Here is a 20798-nt window from a genome sequence, read left to right on the forward strand (position 1 = left end):
CGGAGATGTTTAGAACTTTTATTTTCTAAATTGATTCTGTAGATTGTTTCAAGAAAGGTGAAGCATGGCAAAGACTGTCTATTTAGGAATGATTGGGGATATTATGCACCCCGGTCTCATCAATATCATTAATGAGGGCGCCAAGTACGGTGACGTGATGATTGGCCTTTTTACGGACAAGGCGATTGCGACGCATAAGCGCCTCCCGTATCTGAATTACGAACAGCGCAAGAATGTCATCGAGAATATCAAGGGTGTGTCGAAGGTCGTTCCGCAAGATGAATGGAGCTATGTCGAAAACCTGAAGAAGTACAAGCCGGATTATATCATCCACGGCGATGACTGGCTTTACGGCCCGGACAAGTATATCCGTGACGAAGTTTTCAAGGTCATGGAATCCCTGGGCGGCAAGGTGATTGAAATTCCTTACACGCAGGGCATCACCTCGACCGGACTCAAGAAGGAAATGGAGTCTCTGGGCACGACCCCGCAGGCGAGACTTTCTTCGCTGCGTCGCCTGATTGCGGCGAAGCCGATTGTCCGCATCCTGGAATCGCACAACGGCCTTACGGGCCTTATCGCCGAACACACCAGCGTAGAAATTGACGGCTGCGTCCGCGAGTTCGACGGCATGTGGTCTTCGTCCCTTACCGATTCTACCAGCAAGGGCAAGCCGGATATCGAGGCGGTGGACCTCACGACCCGCCTGCACGACCTGAACGATACTCTTGAAGTGACGACCAAGCCGGTCATCTTCGACGGCGACACCGGTGGAAAGGTGGAACATTTCGGTTTCACGGTCCGCACTCTGGAACGCCTCGGCATTTCGGCGGTCATCATCGAAGACAAGGTGGGCCTCAAGCAGAACTCCCTGTTCGGGACGGATGCCATCCAGACGCAGGACACCATCGAAGGCTTCTGCACCAAGATCCGCGCGGGCAAGGATGCGCAGATTACGAATGACTTCATGGTGATTTCCCGTTGCGAATCCCTGATTGCGGGCAAGTCCGTGGACGACGCCCTGGAACGCTGCCACGCCTATGTGGCTGCCGGTACCGACGGCATCATGATCCATTCCAAGGACAAGAGCGGTGAGGACATCAAGGAATTCTGCAGGCGCTTCCGCGAGAAGGATGCGCACACGCCGATCGTGGCCGTGCCTACGACTTACAACCAGTTCACCGAAGAAGAACTGGCGACCTGGGGCATCAATATCGTCATCTATGCGAACCACATGCTGCGGTCTGCCTATCCGGCCATGGTGAAGTGCGCGGAGTCCATCCTTACGCATAGCCGTAGCCTGGAAGCCTCCAACGACTACTGCATGCCTATCAAGCAGATTCTGAACCTCATTCCCGGAACGATGAAGAAATAGTCATGATCAGCCCGAAGTTTTTTATCGATACGCTCGGCTCCTACGGCATTGATTTCTTTGCCGGGGTTCCCGATTCTTTGCTCAAGAACATCTGTGCCTACATCGCCGACAACAAGGATGCGAAGCATAACGTGATTGCCGCGAACGAAGGTGCCGCCGTGGGTCTTGCCGCGGGTTATCACCTCGCTACCGGAAAGATTGGCGTTGTCTACATGCAGAATTCCGGCGAAGGCAACATCATCAACCCGCTCGCTTCGCTTACGGACAAGGAAGTCTACAACATTCCGGTGTTGCTCCTCATTGGCTGGCGCGGACGCCCGGGCGTTCATGACGAACCGCAACATGTGAAGCAGGGCAAGGTGACTACCGGCATCCTCAACACGATGGGCGTGAACTTTGACGTGCTCTGCAAGGAAGAGGACAAGGCTGCAAAGCAGATTGCGAAGGCCGTAAATACGATGAAGGAAACGGGCGAAGTCTATGCGCTCGTCATCGAGAAGGACACCTTCGAAGATTACAAGCTCCAGAGCGTCGAAAAGAACGATTTGACGATGAGCCGTGAAGAGGCCATCCAGACAGTTGCCGCCGCGCTTGGCGAAAAGGATGTCATCGTCTCTACTACGGGCATGATCAGCCGCGAACTTTTTGAATACCGCGCCCAGAAGGGTGAAGGCCACGAACGCGACTTCCTCACGGTGGGTTCCATGGGACACGCCTCGCAGATCGCGCTCGGCATCGCGATGGAAAAGGACAATCGCAAGGTCTGGTGTTTCGACGGCGACGGTGCGACTATCATGCACATGGGTTCCATGGCGATTGTCGCAAGCAAGTCCCCTGCAAATTACGTGCACGTGGTGTTCAACAACGGTGCGCACGACTCCGTGGGCGGCCAGCCTACGGTGGGCCTGAAGATTGACTTGCCCGCTGTTGCGAAGGCCGTGGGTTACCGCGACGCGCTCTCCGCCGACAGCAAGGAGTCCCTTGCCGCCGCCCTCGAAAAAGTGAAGGGCATGCAGGGCCCGGTGCTTTTGGAAGTCAAGGTGAAGAAGGGCAACCGCAAGGATTTGGGACGCCCGACCACGACGCCAATCGAGAACAAGAACGCCTTGATGGAGTTCCTGAGGAAATAAGATGCGTCTCGCCCTGATGTCGGACATCCATGCGAACGTGACGGCATTGAAGGCCGTTCTCGAAGAAATCGCCCGCCGCCATGTCGACAAGTTCGTGTTGCTGGGCGACCTGGTGAATTACGGCATGCGCCCGAACGAGATTGTGGACATGGTTCGCGACATGGACGACAAGTTTGTCGCGAAAATCTGGGGCAATCACGAGAAGGCCGTCATGGACAACGATACGACCCGTTTCGCGACGGACCGCGGGCGCGCCATTCTCCATTACACGCAGAAGCGCCTGTCGCAGGAATCCATCGACTTCATCAATAACAAGATGAACCGCGACGGCACCTGCACCCTGGAAATCGACGGCAAAAAATTCCTGCTGGTGCACGGAATCCTGGGCGACCCGTACTGGGGCAAGTTTACGCCGGCGGAACTCATGCGCGAAGAATACGCCCCGTACGATTTCGTACTGACGGCTCATTCCCATGTATGCCATTACTTCGAGGTGCTTTTCAAGGCGGATTCCCCGAGCACGAGGAACAAGAAGAAGACCGTGTTTATCAATCCCGGCTCCGTAGGGCAGCCGCGGAATATCAATCCCTGCGCCCAGTTCGGGATTCTCGATACCGAGACGACGGAATACGAGCATATTTGCGTTCCGTACGACATCGAGGCGGAACAGAAACTTTATACGGACGAGGTAGATGTCTTCTACAAGGATCGTCTGACTTTAGGAATTTAAACAGAGGCTTATCATGAAGAAAAATCTGTATGTCATAAGTGGTGCTACCGGCATGACCGGCAGTGAACTTTCACGCCAGCTGCTGAAGGACGACAACATCGTTGTCGGCTTCGACAACTTCTTCGCCAGCTCCATCGATACGGTGAAGGACCTGGTCGGTCGTGACGATTTTATCTTTTACGAATACGACATCAACAATGCGGAACACATGGCTTCCATCACCGACAAGGTGAAGAGCCTCAAGGGTTCGTATTCCGGCCGCCTGATTTTCATCAACTGCGCTGCTGCGGTCCATACGAAGCACTTCTACGAAATTGAGCACACCTTCCAGACGAACGTCGTCTCGATGAAGATGTTCCTCGAAATGGCAATCGCCCTCGGTGCGGATACCTACATGAACTGCTCCACTTCCGAAGTGTACTCCATGCAGTCTTGGAACGCCAACGGTGGTGTCCGCGAAGACGACTTCCTGGTGCTTGCTACCGCGGAACACAGCCAGCGCACGAGCTACGCCGTCGGCAAGCTCCTCACGGAATTCTTCATGAAGGATGCCGTGGACAAGGGCCGAATCAAGGGCTGCTCCATCCGCTTCGCGAACGTGTACAGCAAGCATGAACGCTTTGCCGACCACATTATCCCGCACATCATCAACAACCTTCTCGAAAAGCCCGAAGTCACGCTTCTCGAAAACTCGAAGGTCAACAAGCGCACGTTCCTCCACAACATCGATAGCTGCCGCGCCGTGATGGAACTCATGGAATCGCCCGAGGCTCTCGACGGTACCGTCTATAACGTCGCGACCGAAGAAGAAATCTCCATCGTGGATCTGGTGAAGCTGATCGCGAAGAAGATGGGCATCGACGATGTGAAAATCAAGTTCGAAGGTTTCCGCAAGTCCGATCCGGAACGTCGCCTGCTGAACACCGACAAGATTCGTGCCCGCACGAACTGGAAACCGGTCGTCACGCTTGACGAAGGCCTCGAAATGTGCGTGAAGAGTATCGAAAGATGAAGTACCTGATTATTACCGTTGCCGGTACGGCGACCCGCTTCAACAGGGATACCGAAAAGGAAACCCTGAAGTGCCTTTACTATAAGGATTCTCCGAAGTTTGCGCTGCTGAACCAGCTCATCAAAAACTGCGGCGAATACGACAAGTACATCATCGTGGGCGGTTACCTCTATTCCGCGCTCGAAGCCTACGTGAAGGAAAATCTCCAGGCTTACGGCGACAGGATTGAACTCGTCTACAACGAACATTTCAAGGACTACGGTTCGGGTTACAGCCTGTACAAGGGCATCGAAGCCGTGAAGGAACAGGGCGATGTCACTTTCGTGGAAGGCGACCTGTTCTTCTTGAAGGAAAATTTCAAGCCGGTTTACGATAGCGAAAAGAGCGTGCTCACGATAAACCGCGAGCCCATCTATTCGAACAAGGCGGTCGCGCTCTATGTATCGACGGATGGCCGCCCGCATTACCTGTACGACACGAACCATTCTTCGCTCACGATTCCGGAGCCGTTCCTCGCGGTGTTCAATTCCGCGCAGATGTGGAAGTTCCAGTCCGCAGAAAAATTGCACGAGGCAGTCGCTTCGCTGACCGAAAAGCAACTCCAGGGCACGAACCTCGAGATTATTCAGGCGTATTTCAACAAGCTCTCCCGCGAAGAATACGACGTGGTCACGTTCGATGCCTGGTACAACTGCAACACCGTTGCGGACTACAACATTGTCCGCGAACTTATGGAGTAGAATATGGAAATTCTGAACAAGAAAATTGCCTTGCTCAAGTCCAAGGTCGAAAAGAACGAGACGATTACCATCATGATTATCGGCCTCGGTAGCGTCGGTACGTTCCTGCTCGACTTTCTGGTGAGCCTCCGCGATCCGCAGCTGAAAATTGTGGTCGCGGGCCGCAATGCCGCCAAGATGCAGATGGACGTGAACATCGTCCGCACGGCAGCGACGATCCGCCGCGAACTGCGCAGCCAGATTGAAATCCTCGGCGATTGCGACCTGAACGATGTCGACAGCATCGCCGCGACCATCAAGAAGGCGAACCCCGACTTTATCGTGAACAGCAGCCGCGTGTATTCGGGCCTCAAGTACGGGAGCATCTCGTGGAGCAACCTGCGCGCTTATGGCATCTGGTCTCCGCTCTCCATCCGTTACGCGAAGAACATCATGGCCGCTTACGAGAAGGCCGGCTCGAACGCCGTCACCATCAATACCTCGTATTCCGATGCCGTGATTCCTTGGCTCAAGTCTGCGGGCAAGACGTACTTCGATTTCGGTAGCGGCAACCTGAACCACCTCATTCCGCGCATGAAGTTCTTCATGGCCGAAAAGTACGGCATCGATAACCTCAACGATATCGACGTGACGCTTGCGGTGAGCCACTTCCACGATGTGGTGATTTCGAAGGAAGGCCATGCCGAAGGCCAGACCCTGCTTTTGAATTTCAAGAAGGATGGCAAGGATTTGCCGTTCGACCAGGCCGAAGTGCTTTCCGCATGCTCCATCCCGATGCCTGTGGACCAGAAGCGCAACATGATGAACGCTTCGAGCAACTTCAACATCATCGATTCCATCCTCACCGCGCTCCGCGAAAAGACGGTGACCAAGGTGCATGCGCCTGGCGTCGATGGCGAAATCGGCGGCTACCCGGTGCTCATTGACGGCGCGAAGGCGGAAGTCTCGTTCGATACTTCGCTCTTTGCCATGGATGACATGCGTGCGGCAAACCGCAAGTCCATCTACTGCGATGGCATTGAGAACGTGGAAAACGGCACGCTCGTCTATACCGACGAACTCGTGGCGAAGGTGAAGAAGGCCTTCAACGTCGACTTGCCGAAGCGCGTCGCGTTCGAAGATATCGAGAAGACGGCCGACTTTATCATCAAGAACATCATCGAGCCGTTCGCCCCCAAGAAGTAAAATCTGGCGGTGCTAAAAAATTTGGGTTCGCTGCGGTAGTAGCGAACCCTTTTTGTATTAAGCCTTGCAGCCGTTTTCCAGGAATTCCTTGTACGGGATATCCGGTTCCAGGATGTAGTGCCCGTGATGCTTGCCGCGGTCTTCTACAGGCGGGAACGCCATGTAGTCGCCGTAGGCCTGCGTAAGGATATTCTTGTACCCGGACGGAATGGGGAACATGTGTCCGGCAAATTCGGCCTCGACCGAGCTCTCGAAATCCACCGCGTTCCAGGTGTTTATTTCCAGGGGTTCGGCGGTAAAGAGCATGATGGCGATTTTTTCGGTCTTGCGGTCGTTGTACATCGTGGCGATGCGCTGGATTTCTTCGAAATCCTTCATGTGGTCGCGGTTGTACGCGGCGACGCGCTGACGGTTCTTTTCGTTCAGTTCCGGATTGGTCAGGCGCATGAACGTCCCGTTCTCGATATTGAGCCGGTTTATCTGTTCGTAGCGTTCCTGGGCGCCTTCTTCCACGAGATTGTCCAGCGGGAAGATGTCGACGAAGAGCCCCTGGTTCATCTTCTGGTATTTGATGATGGGGCTGATGGCGCTCGTGTTCGCATTGCGGACTCGTGCAAACGAGGCGGCGTAATCGTTGTCCGTGTAAGGAGTCTGCAAAAAGATGGGGTGCTTGAATTCGTCGCCGAGGCGGATGAACTTCTCGTAGTCTTCGCGCGGCATGGCGAGGTCGGCATCGTCATCCCACGGGATAAATCCCTTATGGCGGATAGCGCCGAGCAGCGTTCCGCACATGAGGAAGTAGCGCAGGTTGTGTTTCTTGCAGACCCTGTCGATTTCCAGCATCAGTTCCAGTTCGACCGCCCAGATTTTTTTCCTGTGGGAATCGACGAGGAATTCGCATTGGATTTCTTCGTCCAGAAAATTCGGCGGAACGATGCCTTCCGCGACAATTCTTTCGGGCTCGGTCATGGTCTAGAATTCGCTGTAGTCGATCAGAGGTTCGCCGGTCATCTTGAAGTAGGTATTCTTGTCCAGCAGGGTGTGCGGAATGCCGATGTCCTTGGGGTAGTCGCGCCAGCTTTTCCCGTATTCGCGGTTCAGGATTTCTTCGGCCTTGTTCGGGCAGGCGAATTCCTTGCCTTCGAACATGATGGTCGTAAGCGGGTACACGTCGTCGTGATGCCTGAAACCGTGGAATCCGTACATGGTCAGGTCCCAGTTGCCAAGACCCGGAACGATTCGGGAAGTCGGCTCCAGCGAGTAGATGCCGCTTTCCTTCCAGTTGGTTTCGTAGAAGTCGAAGATTTCCTTCCAAGTATGCGGCACGCGCATGAAGGTGATGACCTTGTCCCTGAACGCGAGGTACTGTTCCTCGGTCACTTCTTCCTTCAAGAAGTCGTTCGGGAAGAATTCGATGTTCCTTACGTCCCTCAGGCAGGTGCCGTTGAACACGTGCATGCAGTGAGGAGTCTTGATGACGATATTCTTGTTCGGGTTCTCGCGAATGAGCTTGTCGTAGTATTCGGAATAGTAACCCGTCTTCTTGGAAGAATCGATCCAGACGAAGTTGGAATCGGTCTTCAGCACTTCAAGCAGCTTGTTGTAGTCGGAGCGGGCCATGGCGATATCGATATCGTCGTCCCAGGGAATGAATCCCTTGTGGCGCTTGGCGCCGAGCAGCGCGCCGCCTTCGAGGTACATCTGGATGCCGTAGGGCTTGAGCAGGCCGAGAATGTAGTCCGCAAAATCGACTTCGGCGAGCTGGAATTCGCGGAGAACTCCTGTCGCGGGTTTCAGTTGCCCGATGTCGCAGTGGTGCTTCAGGTAGTTGACTTGGAACGTCAAGTTCTTGACTTCTTTTTCCAGTTTCCTGTTCCTGATTTTAGTCTTGAAAAGTATCGGGTAAAGAGGACCCATGCACTTGATGATAATTTGCTTTACACCCATGGTTATTTATTCTCCAAGTCTTTCTTGATTTGCGTCGTGCTGATTTCCGGAGTACGTTCCAGATAAACGACTTCGCATTGTTCTTTTAGAAAATCGAATTTGCCTTTCCAGTCATCGCCCATTACGAACGTGTCGATGTGGTATTCCTTCACGTCGGTCTTTTTCTGCTCCCAGTTTTCTTCGGGGATGACCAGGTCTACGTAACGGATGGCTTCCAGCAACTGCTTGCGCTTCTCGAAACTGAAATAGCATTTCTTCTGCTTGGCGTTCCAGTTGAATTCGTCGGTCGAAAGGGCTACGATCAGGTAGTCGCCCAGGGCCTTTGCGCGGCGGAGCAGGTTGATGTGACCATAATGGAGGAGGTCGAAAGTTCCGTACGTAATAACGCGTTTCATTGCATTATTCCTTTTCGATAAACGTGACACTGCCGAAATGGGGAATTCTCGCTTCTACCGGAGGCAATTCCATGTATTTGCCGTAGCGCATGGTGAGGATGCGGTCAGGGTTGATTGGGCCCCAGAAATCGTAGTCGCCGATTTTGTAGCGCTTGAGCGGGAACACGTCTTCGGGATACTGCATGCCGATATCGAACGGGTAGGCGAGCAGTTCGCGGTCTTCGTTGATGACTTCAGTTCCCTTGCGCGCATCGAAAGAAGCCTTGCGCTTCTCGTATTCTTCCGGGGCGATGAGCCCGAGTTTTTTGCGGCGGTCGATATAGGCGACTGCATGTTCGTAGCGGAACTGGGCAAAATCGCGTGCGTTGATTTTCTTGATTCGGAACAGGTCGACGCAGAGCCCGTGATGCGAATAGATTTCGTCTTGCGGGTAATGTTCGTACGTGCATTCGGTGCCCGTGTCCTTTACGCGGGACCATGCATGGAAAAAGTTCGGCTCGGTCTTTTCGTTTTCGAGGAACATGTCGGCAGGGAGTTCCTTCGAAAGGATATCCATGGCCTTCTCGTAGGTGTCGTCGAACAGGAAGAAGTCGAAGTCGTCGTCCCAGGGGATGAACCCGCCGTGGCGTACGGCCCCGAGAAGCGTTCCGAATGCGATTTCGTAGGGGATGTCGTTCTTTTCGAGGATGGTGGCGATGGTCTTCGCCATTGTCAAGAGACGGTCCTGCACGCGCTGGATGTCAAAGGGCATTTCCATTATAGGGCCTCCACCATGTCCAGGCTGAAAACCGGGATATGGAACTTATCGGCGACGGCCTTGCGTTCGGCGAAGGAATCGTCGATGAATATCGAATCGGTGTTGTCGATAAAGTCAATCTTTTTCTGGCTCGGGTCCAGATGAATAATACGGTCGAATACCTGGCGGATGCGCAGTTTGCCAAGCAGGTCGTCGAGCTTGCCGAGCTTCTCGTCGTCGTGACGGGAAAGGAGCGTGACCTTGATGCCGTTGTTGATGCAGCGGTACAGGAAGGCCATCAGGGCGTCGTTCACGAACTGCTTTTCCAGGTAGACGCAGTCGTCGAAATCGACAAAGACTTCGCCGTATTTCAGGCTGAGCTTGTATTTGTTGTCGAGCGCACGGTCCATTTCCACGTCGTAGTCGTTGCGGAGAATGGATACGGGAATTCCGAAGGCGTCGAACAGCGACATCAGCGCGAAGTTGATGCCCTGCGCGCGGAAAAGGGACGAAGAACCGCCGAAACGGCTCGCGACTTCGAGGAGCGTGAGCTCGCCATCAGCGTTGCGCTTGACTTGGTAGAACCATGCGCCCCTGAACTTGATGGCGCCGTTGATTTTCTTGGCGAAGTCCTCGAATTCCTCGGCGTTTTCCTTGACGGGTTTCGTGTTGACGCTGATGCCGTTCATGATGCGGCTGCGTTCGCGTGCCGCGGCGAAAAGCAGTTCGCCATCGCTTGCGGTAAAGCAGTCCACCGTGTATTCCTTGCCCGGCAAGAACTCCGAAAGGATGCACGACGGATACTGATCCATGTGCGCCTTGAGGTCTTCGACGCTCGTGATTTTCTTTGCGCCGCGGCTGCCGTAGCCAATGTCGGGTTTTGCGAATATGGGGAAGGCGCTGTCGCCGACCTGTAGGAGCTTGTATGCGGAAAGAATCCTGGGAATCTTGACGGTGCCGCCCAGGGCCTTGTACGTCTTCGTCTTGGAAAGGCAAATCTGGGTGGTTTCCACGTCGGATGCGATTACCTTGCAGCCGATTTCGTTTTCGTTCTTCTTCAGGATTTCGATGACGGCATCCATGGCCGGGTAAATCGCATCAATCGCGTTGTCCGCGACTACCTTCTTGATGGCGGGAATGAATTCCGGCGCCGTGATGAAGGGGAGGCCGCCCACGTAGTTCTCGAACACGAATTTTCCGTGGTCGTCTACGGAACTGGCTCCAATCAGGTTGAAATGCGTTGAATTCTTGACGGACCTATAGACTTCCAGGGCGATTTCGGAACCGCACGGAAAAACGAGGATGTTCTTTTTTTTCGCCATGGGGTGCAAGTCCGTATTACTTCTTGTGGATTACGATGTCGATAATCCTGTCGATGCTTTCGTTGTCGAGTCCTGCGAACATGGGCAGGCAAAGTACCTGGTCGGCGAGCTTGTGGGCGACGGGCAGGTTTTCGGGCCTGGCCGATTCGAGCCCCTTGTAGGCGCTGAACGTGCTGATGAGCGGGTAGAAGTAACGGCGTCCGTATACGTTGTGCTCTTTAAGCTTCTCGTAGAGGGCGTCGCGGCTCAGGCCGTATTCCTCGCTGATGAAAATCGGGAAGTAGGCGTAGTTGTGGTGCACTCCCTCGACGTCTTCGAGCATGCGGATGCCGGCGACGTTCTTGAGGGCCGCCCTGTAGCGTTCGGCGGTCGCCTTGCGCCTTGCGATGGCGTCGTCCACCTGCTTCAGGTTCAATAACCCGTAGGCGGCGCGGATTTCGTCCATCTTGCTGTTGATGCCGGGAGCGACGACTGTCGTTTCGCCGGCAAAGCCGAAATTCTTCAGGTAGTCGATACGCTTCTTGGTGGCTTCGTCGTGGCAGACGAGGGCGCCGCCTTCCACGGTGTTGTACACCTTGGTCGCGTGGAAGCTGAGCGTGCTCATGTCGCCCGCGTTGAGGATGGATTCACCATTCACCTTGACGCCGAATGCGTGGGCCGCGTCGTAAATGACCTTGAGGCCGTACACGTCAGCGATTTCCTGGATGCGCTTGGTGTTGCAGGGCGTGCCGTACACGTGCACCGGCATGATGGCCGTGGTGTGCGGGGTGATGGCCGCTTCGATTTTTTCAGGATCGATATTGCCGGTCTTTTCGTCGACATCGACAAAGACGGGCTTGAGGCCGTTCCACCAGATGGAATGCGTTGTGGCGACAAAACTGTACGGGGTGGTAATCACTTCGCCGGTGATTCGCATGGCCTGCAGCGCCGTGATGAGCGGCAGCGTGCCGTTCGTGAACAGGCTGATGTACTTGACGCCGAGATACTCCGCCAAGGCCTTTTCGAGTTCCTTGTGGTAGTGCCCGTTGTTCGTGAGCCATTTGCGGTCCCAGATGTCCTTGAGCATCGGGATGAAATCGTCAAGGGAAGGGAGAAGCGGCGAGGTGACGGTAATCAGTTTATCTTCCATGACGAAATCCTTTTATTGTCTCTATCAGGTAGTCCAGACATTCGAAATGTAGTAATTTCGCCATACCGAAGTACAGCACGATTCCCAACACAATCTGTATTGCCGCGGATAGATAAATGTGAAGGTCGATGAGGCTGAACAGGTAGAGGCATGCCCCCATGAAGGCCGAAAGGGCGAAGGAAGGCATGATGTCCTTCAACTGCTCAAAATAGCCGTATCCCAGCATTTTCTTGTTGGGATGGGCATTGATGAAAATGCACGAAATCGTGGAAAGGACGGCGCCGTAGGCGATGCCGAGAGGCGACCTGAAAATGGCGAGACCGCCGAACAGGAAAACGAGCCCGAAGATTTTCTTGATGATTTCCAGCTTGAGGAAAATATCGCTTCGGCCCATCGCGTTGATCGCGGAAAGGTTCGACGTGTGGATGGGCCTGAATGCGTAAATGAAGCAGTAGATTTGCACGAACGGAACGCAGGGTAGCCACTTCTCGCCCAGCAGGAATATGATCAGGGGCTTTGCCAACATGGCGAGCCCGGCCATCATCGGGATAATCAGGAAGGAACTCGTGACGATGGACCTCCGCATGAGTTTTTTCATCATGGGACGGTCGTCCTGATATGCCGAAAGGGACGGCAGCATTACCGACTGGATGGAATTGTCGATGTTGTTCACGACCAGGTTCGGGAAGTGGTCACCGCGGTTGTAGTAGGCGAGGTCAGCCGGAGAGAATACCTTGCCTATGATAAGTCCGCGCAGGTTGGAATAGAGCGTGTCCAGGAGCGAAGAACAGAGGAGCTTCCAGCCGAAGCTGAACAAGGCCTTGAGCCGCTGTAAAGAAAATTCCAGGCTGGGGCGCCACGGGACAAGGAACCACATGATGAAGATGTTCAGGACGCTGATGGAAAGCTGCTGGATGACAATCGCCCACACGCCGGCCCCTTGCACTGCGGCCACGATACCCGCGATGCCCGAAGGAATCATCGCGCCGAGGCTCCGGTAGAACAGGCTCCGGAACATCATGTTCTTGACGACGTAGGCATACTGGATGGAGTACGGAACTCCGATGGGGAGGGAGAGTGCGAGCACGCGGATTACCGGCGAAAGCGCTTCTTTCCCGTAAAAGTCGGCGATGTACGGAGCTGCCGCGTAGAACACGGCGTAGGCGACAAACGAAACGCCGAGACTCGCCCAGAATACAGAAGAAAAGTCCAGGAAGGTCGTTTCTTTCTTTTGGATGAGGGCGGTGTTGAGCCCGCTCTGGACGAATATGTTCGCTATGGAAACAAATATCATGGCGAGGGCGACCACGCCAAAATCATCCGGGGCGAGGATTCGCGCCAGGACGATGGATACGACAAACTGCGTCAGCTGGGTTCCCAGCCGCTCGCAGTATTTCCAGAAAAGCGACGCGATTATGGTTCGTTTGGTGGGCAATTAATATTTCCCGTACTTGTAGCCGTATCCGTCGCTATGGCCATGTTCGTACTTGTTGATGACGAAGCTGGCGTGAACACCGCTGTTGCCCTTGAGCAGTTGCTTCATGCCGTCCTTGATGGCTTCGATACTGTGCTTGTTGTATTCGATGACCATGACAATCTGCGATGCGACGCGGCAGGCGAGTGCGGCGTCGGTCACGAGCATGATGGGCGGGGTGTCGACGATGATGAGATCGTAATTCTTTTCCAGTTCGTCGATGGTGTTCGTGTAGTGCTTGGAACCGAGCAGTTCGGAAGGGTTGCTCGGAACGCTTCCGCAGGGGATGATATCGAGGTTTTCGACTTCGGTATTGCAGATGACTTCGTCAAGGGTAGCGCTGTGCAGCAGGACCTGCGAAAGACCCTTTCCGCGCTTGATGCCGAATTCCTTGTGCAGACGGCCCTTGCGGAGGTCGGCGTCGATAAGGAGTACCTTCTTGCCGAGGCCTGCGCACAGGGCGGCGAGGTTTACCGAGATGAAGCTCTTGCCCACGCCGGGGATAAGTCCGCTTACGCCGATAATCCTGCGCTGGCCTTCTTCCATGCTGAATTCGAGGGAACTGCGGAGGGCGCGGAGCGATTCCACGGCCACGTCGTCGGGTTCGACCACGGCGAGCGGGCGCGTTCCCTTGGTTCCCTTCGGGTTGCCCTTCGGAACCTTCGCGTAGACGCTGAATCCCGTTTCGCGTTCGATGAAGTTCGCGTCGCGGACACCGCTGCTCAGCTTGCTCTTGATGGAGACGAGCGCGATTCCGACCAGGAGCCCGATAAAGAGGGCCGCGCATATGATGAGGGGTTTTTTGGGCTTGGACGGTGTCGAGACCTGTTCCGCAAAGTCGATGATGCGGACCGATCCGACTTCACCCGCGGACACGAGCTTCAACTGCTGGATGTTGTTGAGCATCGTGGTGTACATGAGCTTGCTCATGTCCACTTCGTTCGTGAGCTTCAGGACTTCCTGCTGCGTCGAGGGGAGTTTCTTTGTCTCGTTAGAGTTGCTTGCGAGTTCGCGCTTCAGGGCGTTTTCCTGTTCCTCGAGGGTCTTGATGGTCGGATGTTCCGGCTGGAACAGGCGGATGGCGCTCTGCTTCTTCTGCTGCAGTTCAAGCAGGCTCTGCTGCAGTTTGGTGCGCTTTTCAAGTACGAGGCGCGTTTCCGCATTGATGTCGATGGAGCCGACGCGGTTCCTGTAGGTGTTGTACTTCAGGAGCGAACTGTCCATCTGGGCTTTTACATCGGGCAGCTGCTTTTCCAAGAACTCGAGCGTCTTCTGCGCTTCGGCGTTGCGCTGTTCCACGTTCTGACGCAGGTAGGTCGTCGCGATTTCGTTCAGGATGTTCGTCGCGCGGTCCGGGTAGATGTCCTGGTAACTGAATTCCAGGATGCCGGTCTTTTTCCCGCGTTCCTTCACCTTGAACTTGCTCTTGAACGAGGCAATGGCGTCGAGCCTTTCCATTTTCTGGAGCTTGAACTTCTGCTTGGGCTCGGCGTTCATGTAGAATACGTTTATCGTGACAGTGTCGCCGGCGTAGGGCGCCTTGCAAGTCTGGCTTACGGTACACGTCAGGACTTTTTTCTTGTTGTGGTCCAGCAGGTAGTAATTGGTGCTGTCGATAACGACGGCATGCCAGGGGCCGGTATCTTCATCGGGAGGGAGCTTGCCCCAGGGAACTTCGAAGGCGCTCAATTCCATGCGGCCTTCCCGGTGCAGAATTCTGTTTATTTTGCTTATAGGTGTCGCCACGTACTGCAGGTGCATCTTTTCGACGGCTTCACCGATAATCTGGCGGCTCATGATGAGCTCGATTTCCGTTTCGGCAGGGCTTGTCGTCGAAAAGAGGTTTCCGAGGCCGGCCATCATCCCGACGTTCTTGCCGTTTTTCGATTCGATTTGCAGCAGCGCATCAACCTTGTAGACAGGTCTAATCCACATGGCGATGAACACGCCGATGATACCGGCAAGAATCAGGCATGGAAGCACTATCTGCCAGTTCTTGGCGATGTCTTTCAGAAGGTCCAAAAGATCGGTTTCTTCTTTTTTCGATGACGAAGCCATTAGATAATCCTCAATGTTCTAAACACTCCACCATAAATTAGAAAAAATTGCTAAAATATTTGTAATGAAAAAGTTGTTTGCTATTCTCTTTGTGGCTGTTTGTGCGTCTTTCGCCTATATTCCGGGCGAATCGGGCTTTGTGTCCCTCGATTACGGACATGGCATTTTCGGCAACCCCGCGGGCCTTTCCGCATTCGATTCGCAGGGGGCGCTGCTTGGCTACCAGTACGATGACGGCATCTCCGCTTTCCGCGCCGGTGTGAACCTCGACCGCATAGGTGTCGGGTTCGACTACCGCACCGACGGTGACCATATCGACGAGTCCCGCTGGAATCTCACATATTCGTTCCCGATGTTTGGGCGCCTGCTGTTTTCCGGTACGCGCGCCATGGCCTTCCGCAGCGCCGATTTCCAGGGTACGGAATGGGTGCTCGACCAGGGCTTTATCGTGCGCCCGACCACGTTCTTCTCGCTCGGTTACATGTGCGAAAACTTGCTCTATTTGGGCCCCCAGTCACAGGAGCGCATCCATAGTTTTGGCGCGACGCTGCGCATCGGGAAGCGCTTCTCGGTCAGCTACGATTGGGAAGATTTCGAGAACCACAGGCTCCTCCTGGAACTGGGCCTCTACGGGTTCCGTTTCGGTTTGCAGATGCCCCTCTTCGGCGATGACGAATGGAGGCTTACGGTATCCACGACCATCGGCGGGTACAACGATTTCGCACTTACTTTCTTCGACGATTACCTCCCGAAGCGCGGGGTGTGGGGGTACCATTCCGCCCGCAATCCCGATGCGTCCCGGTTCGCGCGTATAGTGCGCGTGCCCCTGAATACGGAAGTCGCCGAGGTGGCCGAAGGCCTGCCGTTTATCGGGCCTAAAAAGATTGGCATCGCCGAAGTGCGCAATTTGTTCGAACACCTGCTGCGCGACCCCGCGGCCGGGCTTGTCATTCTTGACTTCTCGGGCTACCGAGGCGACGTGGGCGTTTCCAGCGAAATCGACCGCCTGGTAAACCTGATAAAGGCCCGCGGCTCGAAGGTGGTCGCTTACATGGACGATATTCGCCCGGCGGTGCTTCTTGCCGCATCGTCGGTGGACCGCATCGTGGCTGAACCTTCGGCTCATTTTGCATGGCGCGGCCTGGGCGGAACTTCGCTCTACTACAAGGGATTCTTCGAAAAGATCGGCGTGAAGGTGGAATTCCTGAGGCATGGCACATACAAGTCTGCGGTGGAACCCTATGTCGCCGATTCCATGTCGGCCGAGGCCCGCGAAAACAGGGAAACCCTGTACAAGGATTTGTGGCAGGCGCTATCGTCGCGGATCGCATTGCGTGGCGGCGGCAACGCCTACGAGAGGGTGCGTCAGCTGGATTCTCTCGCGAAGGAACCCGTGGTGACCGCTTCGGCTGCCGTGAAGTCGAAACTCGTGGATACGCTCCTCTACATCGACCAGGTCCCGGCCTATGCGCTCAAGACGTTCTTCGACGTGGATGCCCCGCAGGCGCGGTATGTCGACTGGTATCCGACCGACAAGAAGGTCTTTTCCGAGAGCTGGCGCAAGCGTTCACGCATAGCGCTCCTCAATATCAGCGGCACGATTGATGCCGGGATGGAACGTGACGTGTCCGAATCGCTCCGGAGGCTCCCGCGCAATGTCGAGGCGATTGTCTTGCGCATTTCTTCGCCGGGCGGCAGCGCCATCGCGTCGGACAAGATTTGGGGCGCCCTGAAGGCCGTGCGCGAGCGCGGCATTCCCGTGGTCGCAAGTATCGGGAGCGTGGGTGCGTCGGGTGCTTACTACATCGCCTGCGCTGCCGACAAGATTGTCGCCGAGCCGCATTCCATCGTGGGTAGCATCGGCATCTACGGCGGAAAGGTGGATGCTTCCGGCCTGCTGAGCAACCTGGGCATTCGCCCCGAACCGGTCAAGAGCCATGCGCATGCCGATGCCGAAACGTTCGCCCGCTCGTGGGACGATTCCGAAAAGGCCGCACTCCAGCAGTACATGGACGAATTCTACGACCGCTTCGTCGGAATTGTTGCGGGCCAGACCGGAATCGCGAAGGAAACCGTGGATTCCGCATACGGCGGCGGTCGCGTGTTCGTGGGGCAGAAGGCGCTCGGCTACGGGCTCGTGCAGGGCTTGGGCGGCATCGACCTCGCCATCAAGGAGGCACGCCTGCTCGCGAAGATTGGCGAAGGCCGCGACATCGAACTCTTTTCCCTGAATACGGGCGATTCCAGGCTGCTCTCGCAACCCTCTGTCCGCGCGCTGGCGGAATACTTCGGCGATATCGGGCAGGTGCGCTTCTGGGCCATAGAACCGTCCCTCTGGAACGTGGAGCCCTGACATGCTAGCCATCGTCCTTACTGTTCTGTGCTGCCTTTTCTTCTCGGCGTTCTGCTCCGTGACGGAGGCGTCGTTCTACAGCGTGCCGCCCGCGACGGTGGAGTTCTTGCAGAAGAACAAGAAGTTTACGGCGAAGTACCTCACGCACGTTAAGGAAAATATCGACCGCTATATCGCCTCGGTGCTCATCGTGAACACGGTCGCGAATACGGTGGGTGCGTCGCTTGCGACCGCGCTTGCGGTGAAACGCCTCTCCTCGACGGGCGCGATGGCGCTCCCGATTATCCTCACGATTCTGATCCTCCTCTTCGGTGAAATTACTCCGAAGACGCTCGGCGTGAAGCAGGCGAAAACGTTTGCCCCGCTGGTCGCCGTTCCCTTCTTCTACATCACCAAGATCCTCAGCTGGACAGGCCTTATCTGGCTTTGCCTCACGCTCACCAAGCACTGGACGCACGAAGACGAAGACAAGAAGGAAGTGAGCATCGAGGACATCAACAGCCTCGTGAGCCTCGGGCTCCGCGAAGACGTCATCGACCGCCAGCAGGCATCCGTCATCAAGAACATTCTCGCGCTCAAGTCCGTCGCCGCGCGCAAGGTGATGACCCCGTTCCAGGTGGTGTTCAGCCTCCCCGCCGACAAGACCATCGGCGAGACGCTCGACGAGCGCGGCAACTGGCCTTTCTCCCGCATCCCGCTTTATGGCGACAATAAGGACCGCTGGATTGGAATCGTCCTCCGGCGCGACGCCTACAACCAGCTCGCCGAAGGCCACCGCGACGTGAAACTCCGGCAGCTCATGCGCCCCCTGCAGCTCATTCCCGACAGCGTCATGCTCGACAAGCTTCTGCTCCGCTTCCTCAAGCAGCGCGGACACATGGTGGGCGTGGTCGACGAGTTCGGGGCCATCGCGGGCATTGTGAGCCTCGAGGACGTGCTCGAAGAAATCCTCGGCCGCGAAATCGTGGACGAGTACGACGAGTCCGTGAACCTGCAAGAAACAGCCCGCCGCCGCAGCAAGGCTCTTGCCTTCATGCGCAAGAACCGTCCCCCAAAACCCCGCGCATAACCCTCCCGCAATGTCATCCCGGCCCTGTTGAGCCAGCCCCGGACTTGTTCTTAATAGCCACTTGTAGCTTTGCTGCTTAGTGGATATAATCCTCGGAACGGGGACGGGGGGGCACCGATTTAGTAGATTATTTTTAGGGCGGTGTTGCGCTTGTTTTTTTGTTTTTTGCCGATAGCGTCGCGGTTGCGTTTTTGCCTTGACGGAATTGAGGATTGTGTTTTTTTCTTTATAGAAGTTATTGTTGGAAAAACCGTGTAATTAGCGACGACTATAGCTATGGGGGTATAGGAGCAGGTGTTGTTGCAATAATTGTTGACGATAGCGGAGTATCCTTCTATATAAACAGAATCAGATATACTTATATCGATGTTTTGGGGAACATAGATATAATTAGAATCAATCACTGTGCTCATATTGGGGCTTCCGTCGGGCATTGTTTTAAAATGCTTCAACGAAATGCGTTTCGTAAACATAATGGGCTGGTTGTTGGAGATATCAGCGGAATTTTTTCCTTTATAGAGCACCTTGAATGAACAGTTTTCTTTCTGCTGTTGCTCAAAAACGCAGGCGTCATTATCCCACACGCTGTCGATGATTCCCGAAATGTTGATGGTGTGCTCTAAGGAAGGTCTCGTTGCTGGGTCTGGATACTTTTCTTCTGTACTTTCATATTTTGTATTTATAGAAAAGACTTGCATACCCAATGCCGTTGAAATTTGTAGGCACATTGGAATGGCATCGCACCGTTCGTTTGGGTTTGGCGATGTTTGTGCCAAAATTGAAATGGAAAACACGAAAATTGTGAAGAAAAAAATCCGCATAAAAGAAAAATACATAAAAAAAAGAAGCTTGAAAAGAGCTACGCTGAATTTGCTATTGGTCGTTTTGAAACGGATGGTGATTGGCATTCTTTGGAGACAGAAACTTCTTTAGATTCAAAAAGAAAAAGTGAAGGGTATCCAAATAGGTTCGCAACAGACTATCCAGCCGTATTTTGGAAATTGGAAATCCTATGAATTTGATGTGCCTGCACAGGCTTTGGAATTGCTTTCCGAGCCTCATTCGGATATTCGTTTCCAAATTGTTTTGAATTCGGCTGATTCTGTTTGGATTGATAATCTTCGCTTTGTGGGAACGATGGCTGCGAATCCTGTTAACAAATGGACTCCGCAATGTCCTGGTGATAATGGATGTGAACCGGCAAAGCCTTTGTTGTTGAGGGTTGACGAGTCTATTCGTGTTGTGGCGGAAGGTGATTTGTGGGTGGAAATTGTTGGCTTCCCTAACGATTGGGTTCCCATGAAGGTTAAAGTGGGGCTTGCTGCAGAAGATGGAGCTCCGCTGACGGGATTTATGGTGTTTGAAGGTGAAACAATTCCGTTAATGGGGTGGTATTCAGAGAACGCATTTGATTTCGTGCCAGGCAAGCGCTATTTGTTGAAACTTTATAATTTAGGTGGTCGTTCGTATAGAATGAATGCATGGGTAAATGGGGTTGCTGGGGAAATGACGGTTGCCGAAAATATTGTATTTACAAGATATGAGGTAGTTTTTTTTTGGCTCGCGAACTTTTCAATAAAAAAATCTATTGACTGACGTGTAACGAACAAAACTACTTATATAATTCTACCAATTGATATAATTGATAGAATGAAAATTCAATATTTTTCGGACTTTTTTGCAAAAAAGTGATTTTTCTACCTTGTCGCCTTCGCGAAAACCATCTATATTTGTTTCGCTTTTCCTAGGGCGCCGATGCCCTGGAATCTAATTCACCTAGAGGATTTACATGAAGACCATTACGGTAAACCCGAAGTCCGTCACCCGCAAGTGGAAGCTTGTGGATGCCGCCGACAAGCCGATGGGACGCGTTGCAAGCGAAGTTGCTCGCCTCCTCATGGGCAAGCACAAGGCCATCTATTCCCCGAACGTCGACACTGGTGACTTCGTTGTTGTCATCAACGCCGGCAAGGTTGCCGTTACCGGCAACAAGAACCTGAACAAGGAATACTTCCACCACACCGGTCACATCGCCGGCGAACGCTGGATCAATTTCGCCGACCTCATGGCGAAGGACCCGACCGCCCCGCTGACCGCTGCTATCTGGGGTATGCTCCCTCACAGCGCTCTTGGCCACAAGATG

19 protein-coding genes are annotated in these 20798 nt (G+C 54.3%); 10 read left to right on the plus strand and 9 right to left on the minus strand.

The window, feature by feature from the left end:
- The first annotated feature begins 64 nt into the window (after positions 1-64).
- From aepX to IK012_RS05495, 6 genes are read left to right on the plus strand one after another with little or no spacing between them, the layout of a single operon-like run.
- Positions 65-1375 carry a phosphoenolpyruvate mutase gene (gene aepX / locus IK012_RS05470; protein ID WP_290951619.1) on the plus strand — a complete coding sequence of 437 codons (1311 nt, stop codon included), beginning with the start codon at positions 65-67 and terminating at the stop codon, positions 1373-1375.
- 2 nt (positions 1376-1377) lie between these two features.
- Positions 1378-2505 carry a phosphonopyruvate decarboxylase gene (gene aepY / locus IK012_RS05475; RefSeq protein WP_290951622.1) on the plus strand — a complete coding sequence of 376 codons (1128 nt, stop codon included), beginning with the start codon at positions 1378-1380 and terminating at the stop codon, positions 2503-2505.
- A gap of 1 nt (position 2506) precedes the next feature.
- A complete protein-coding gene (locus IK012_RS05480) occupies positions 2507-3235 on the plus strand; it encodes a metallophosphoesterase family protein (protein ID WP_290951624.1) in 729 nt (242 codons plus the stop codon).
- Positions 3236-3248: 13 nt separating this feature from the next.
- Entirely contained in the window at positions 3249-4247 is a 999-nt protein-coding gene (locus tag IK012_RS05485; protein WP_173343259.1) for an NAD(P)-dependent oxidoreductase, read from the plus strand.
- Positions 4244-4987: a DUF6564 domain-containing protein gene (locus tag IK012_RS05490; protein WP_290951627.1), complete on the plus strand. Its 744-nt coding sequence runs from the start codon at positions 4244-4246 to the stop codon at positions 4985-4987. The genes IK012_RS05485 and IK012_RS05490 overlap by 4 nt, the downstream gene beginning before the upstream one ends.
- Positions 4988-4990: 3 nt before the next feature.
- Entirely contained in the window at positions 4991-6172 is a 1182-nt protein-coding gene (locus IK012_RS05495; RefSeq protein ID WP_173384270.1) for a hypothetical protein, read from the plus strand.
- A gap of 57 nt (positions 6173-6229) precedes the next feature.
- Here IK012_RS05495 and IK012_RS05500 read toward each other — a convergent pair whose 3' ends face one another.
- Genes IK012_RS05500 through IK012_RS05535 form a run of 8 tightly spaced genes read right to left on the minus strand, consistent with a single transcriptional unit; the run spans position 6230 to position 15233 of the window.
- Positions 6230-7141: a phosphorylcholine transferase LicD gene (locus IK012_RS05500; protein ID WP_290951631.1), complete on the minus strand. Its 912-nt coding sequence runs from the start codon at positions 7139-7141 to the stop codon at positions 6230-6232.
- 3 nt (positions 7142-7144) lie between these two features.
- Positions 7145-8119, minus strand: a complete 975-nt coding sequence (locus IK012_RS05505; RefSeq protein ID WP_290951635.1) for a LicD family protein — start codon at positions 8117-8119, stop codon at positions 7145-7147.
- 2 nt (positions 8120-8121) lie between these two features.
- Positions 8122-8514, minus strand: a complete 393-nt coding sequence (tagD, locus tag IK012_RS05510; protein WP_290951636.1) for a glycerol-3-phosphate cytidylyltransferase — start codon at positions 8512-8514, stop codon at positions 8122-8124.
- 4 nt (positions 8515-8518) lie between these two features.
- Positions 8519-9271 (minus strand): LicD family protein, encoded by a 753-nt coding sequence (locus IK012_RS05515; protein ID WP_290951637.1) that lies wholly within the window; start codon positions 9269-9271, stop codon positions 8519-8521.
- Complete coding sequence (locus IK012_RS05520) at positions 9271-10572, minus strand: ATP-grasp domain-containing protein (RefSeq protein ID WP_290951638.1); 1302 nt, start codon at positions 10570-10572, stop codon at positions 9271-9273. Before IK012_RS05520 ends, IK012_RS05515 begins: the two co-directional genes overlap by 1 nt.
- 16 nt (positions 10573-10588) lie before the next feature.
- Positions 10589-11701, minus strand: coding sequence for a DegT/DnrJ/EryC1/StrS aminotransferase family protein (locus tag IK012_RS05525; protein WP_173379089.1), 1113 nt, complete (start codon positions 11699-11701; stop codon positions 10589-10591).
- The gene (locus IK012_RS05530; protein ID WP_290951639.1) at positions 11691-13136 is read right to left on the minus strand and encodes a lipopolysaccharide biosynthesis protein; all 1446 of its coding nucleotides are present in this window, start codon (positions 13134-13136) and stop codon (positions 11691-11693) included. Before IK012_RS05530 ends, IK012_RS05525 begins: the two co-directional genes overlap by 11 nt.
- Entirely contained in the window at positions 13137-15233 is a 2097-nt protein-coding gene (locus IK012_RS05535) for a polysaccharide biosynthesis tyrosine autokinase (protein WP_290951640.1), read from the minus strand.
- Between the two features lie 64 nt (positions 15234-15297).
- Between IK012_RS05535 and sppA the strand changes: the two genes are divergently transcribed.
- Positions 15298-17586 carry a signal peptide peptidase SppA gene (sppA, locus tag IK012_RS05540; RefSeq protein ID WP_290951641.1) on the plus strand — a complete coding sequence of 763 codons (2289 nt, stop codon included), beginning with the start codon at positions 15298-15300 and terminating at the stop codon, positions 17584-17586.
- A gap of 1 nt (position 17587) precedes the next feature.
- Positions 17588-18655, plus strand: coding sequence for a hemolysin family protein (locus IK012_RS05545; RefSeq protein ID WP_173379085.1), 1068 nt, complete (start codon positions 17588-17590; stop codon positions 18653-18655).
- A 119-nt stretch (positions 18656-18774) separates the two neighbouring features.
- Here IK012_RS05545 and IK012_RS05550 read toward each other — a convergent pair whose 3' ends face one another.
- Positions 18775-19563 (minus strand): hypothetical protein, encoded by a 789-nt coding sequence (locus tag IK012_RS05550; RefSeq protein WP_290951642.1) that lies wholly within the window; start codon positions 19561-19563, stop codon positions 18775-18777.
- A gap of 40 nt (positions 19564-19603) precedes the next feature.
- Between IK012_RS05550 and IK012_RS05555 the strand changes: the two genes are divergently transcribed.
- Both IK012_RS05555 and rplM read left to right on the plus strand, forming a co-directional pair.
- Entirely contained in the window at positions 19604-20251 is a 648-nt protein-coding gene (locus IK012_RS05555; protein WP_290951644.1) for a hypothetical protein, read from the plus strand.
- 193 nt (positions 20252-20444) lie between these two features.
- Positions 20445-20798, plus strand: a 354-nt coding sequence (gene rplM / locus IK012_RS05560; RefSeq protein ID WP_290951647.1) for a 50S ribosomal protein L13, incomplete at its 3' end; no start/stop codon positions are given.

The organism is Fibrobacter sp., from assembly GCF_017551775.1.
Classification (GTDB): Bacteria; Fibrobacterota; Fibrobacteria; order Fibrobacterales; family Fibrobacteraceae; genus Fibrobacter.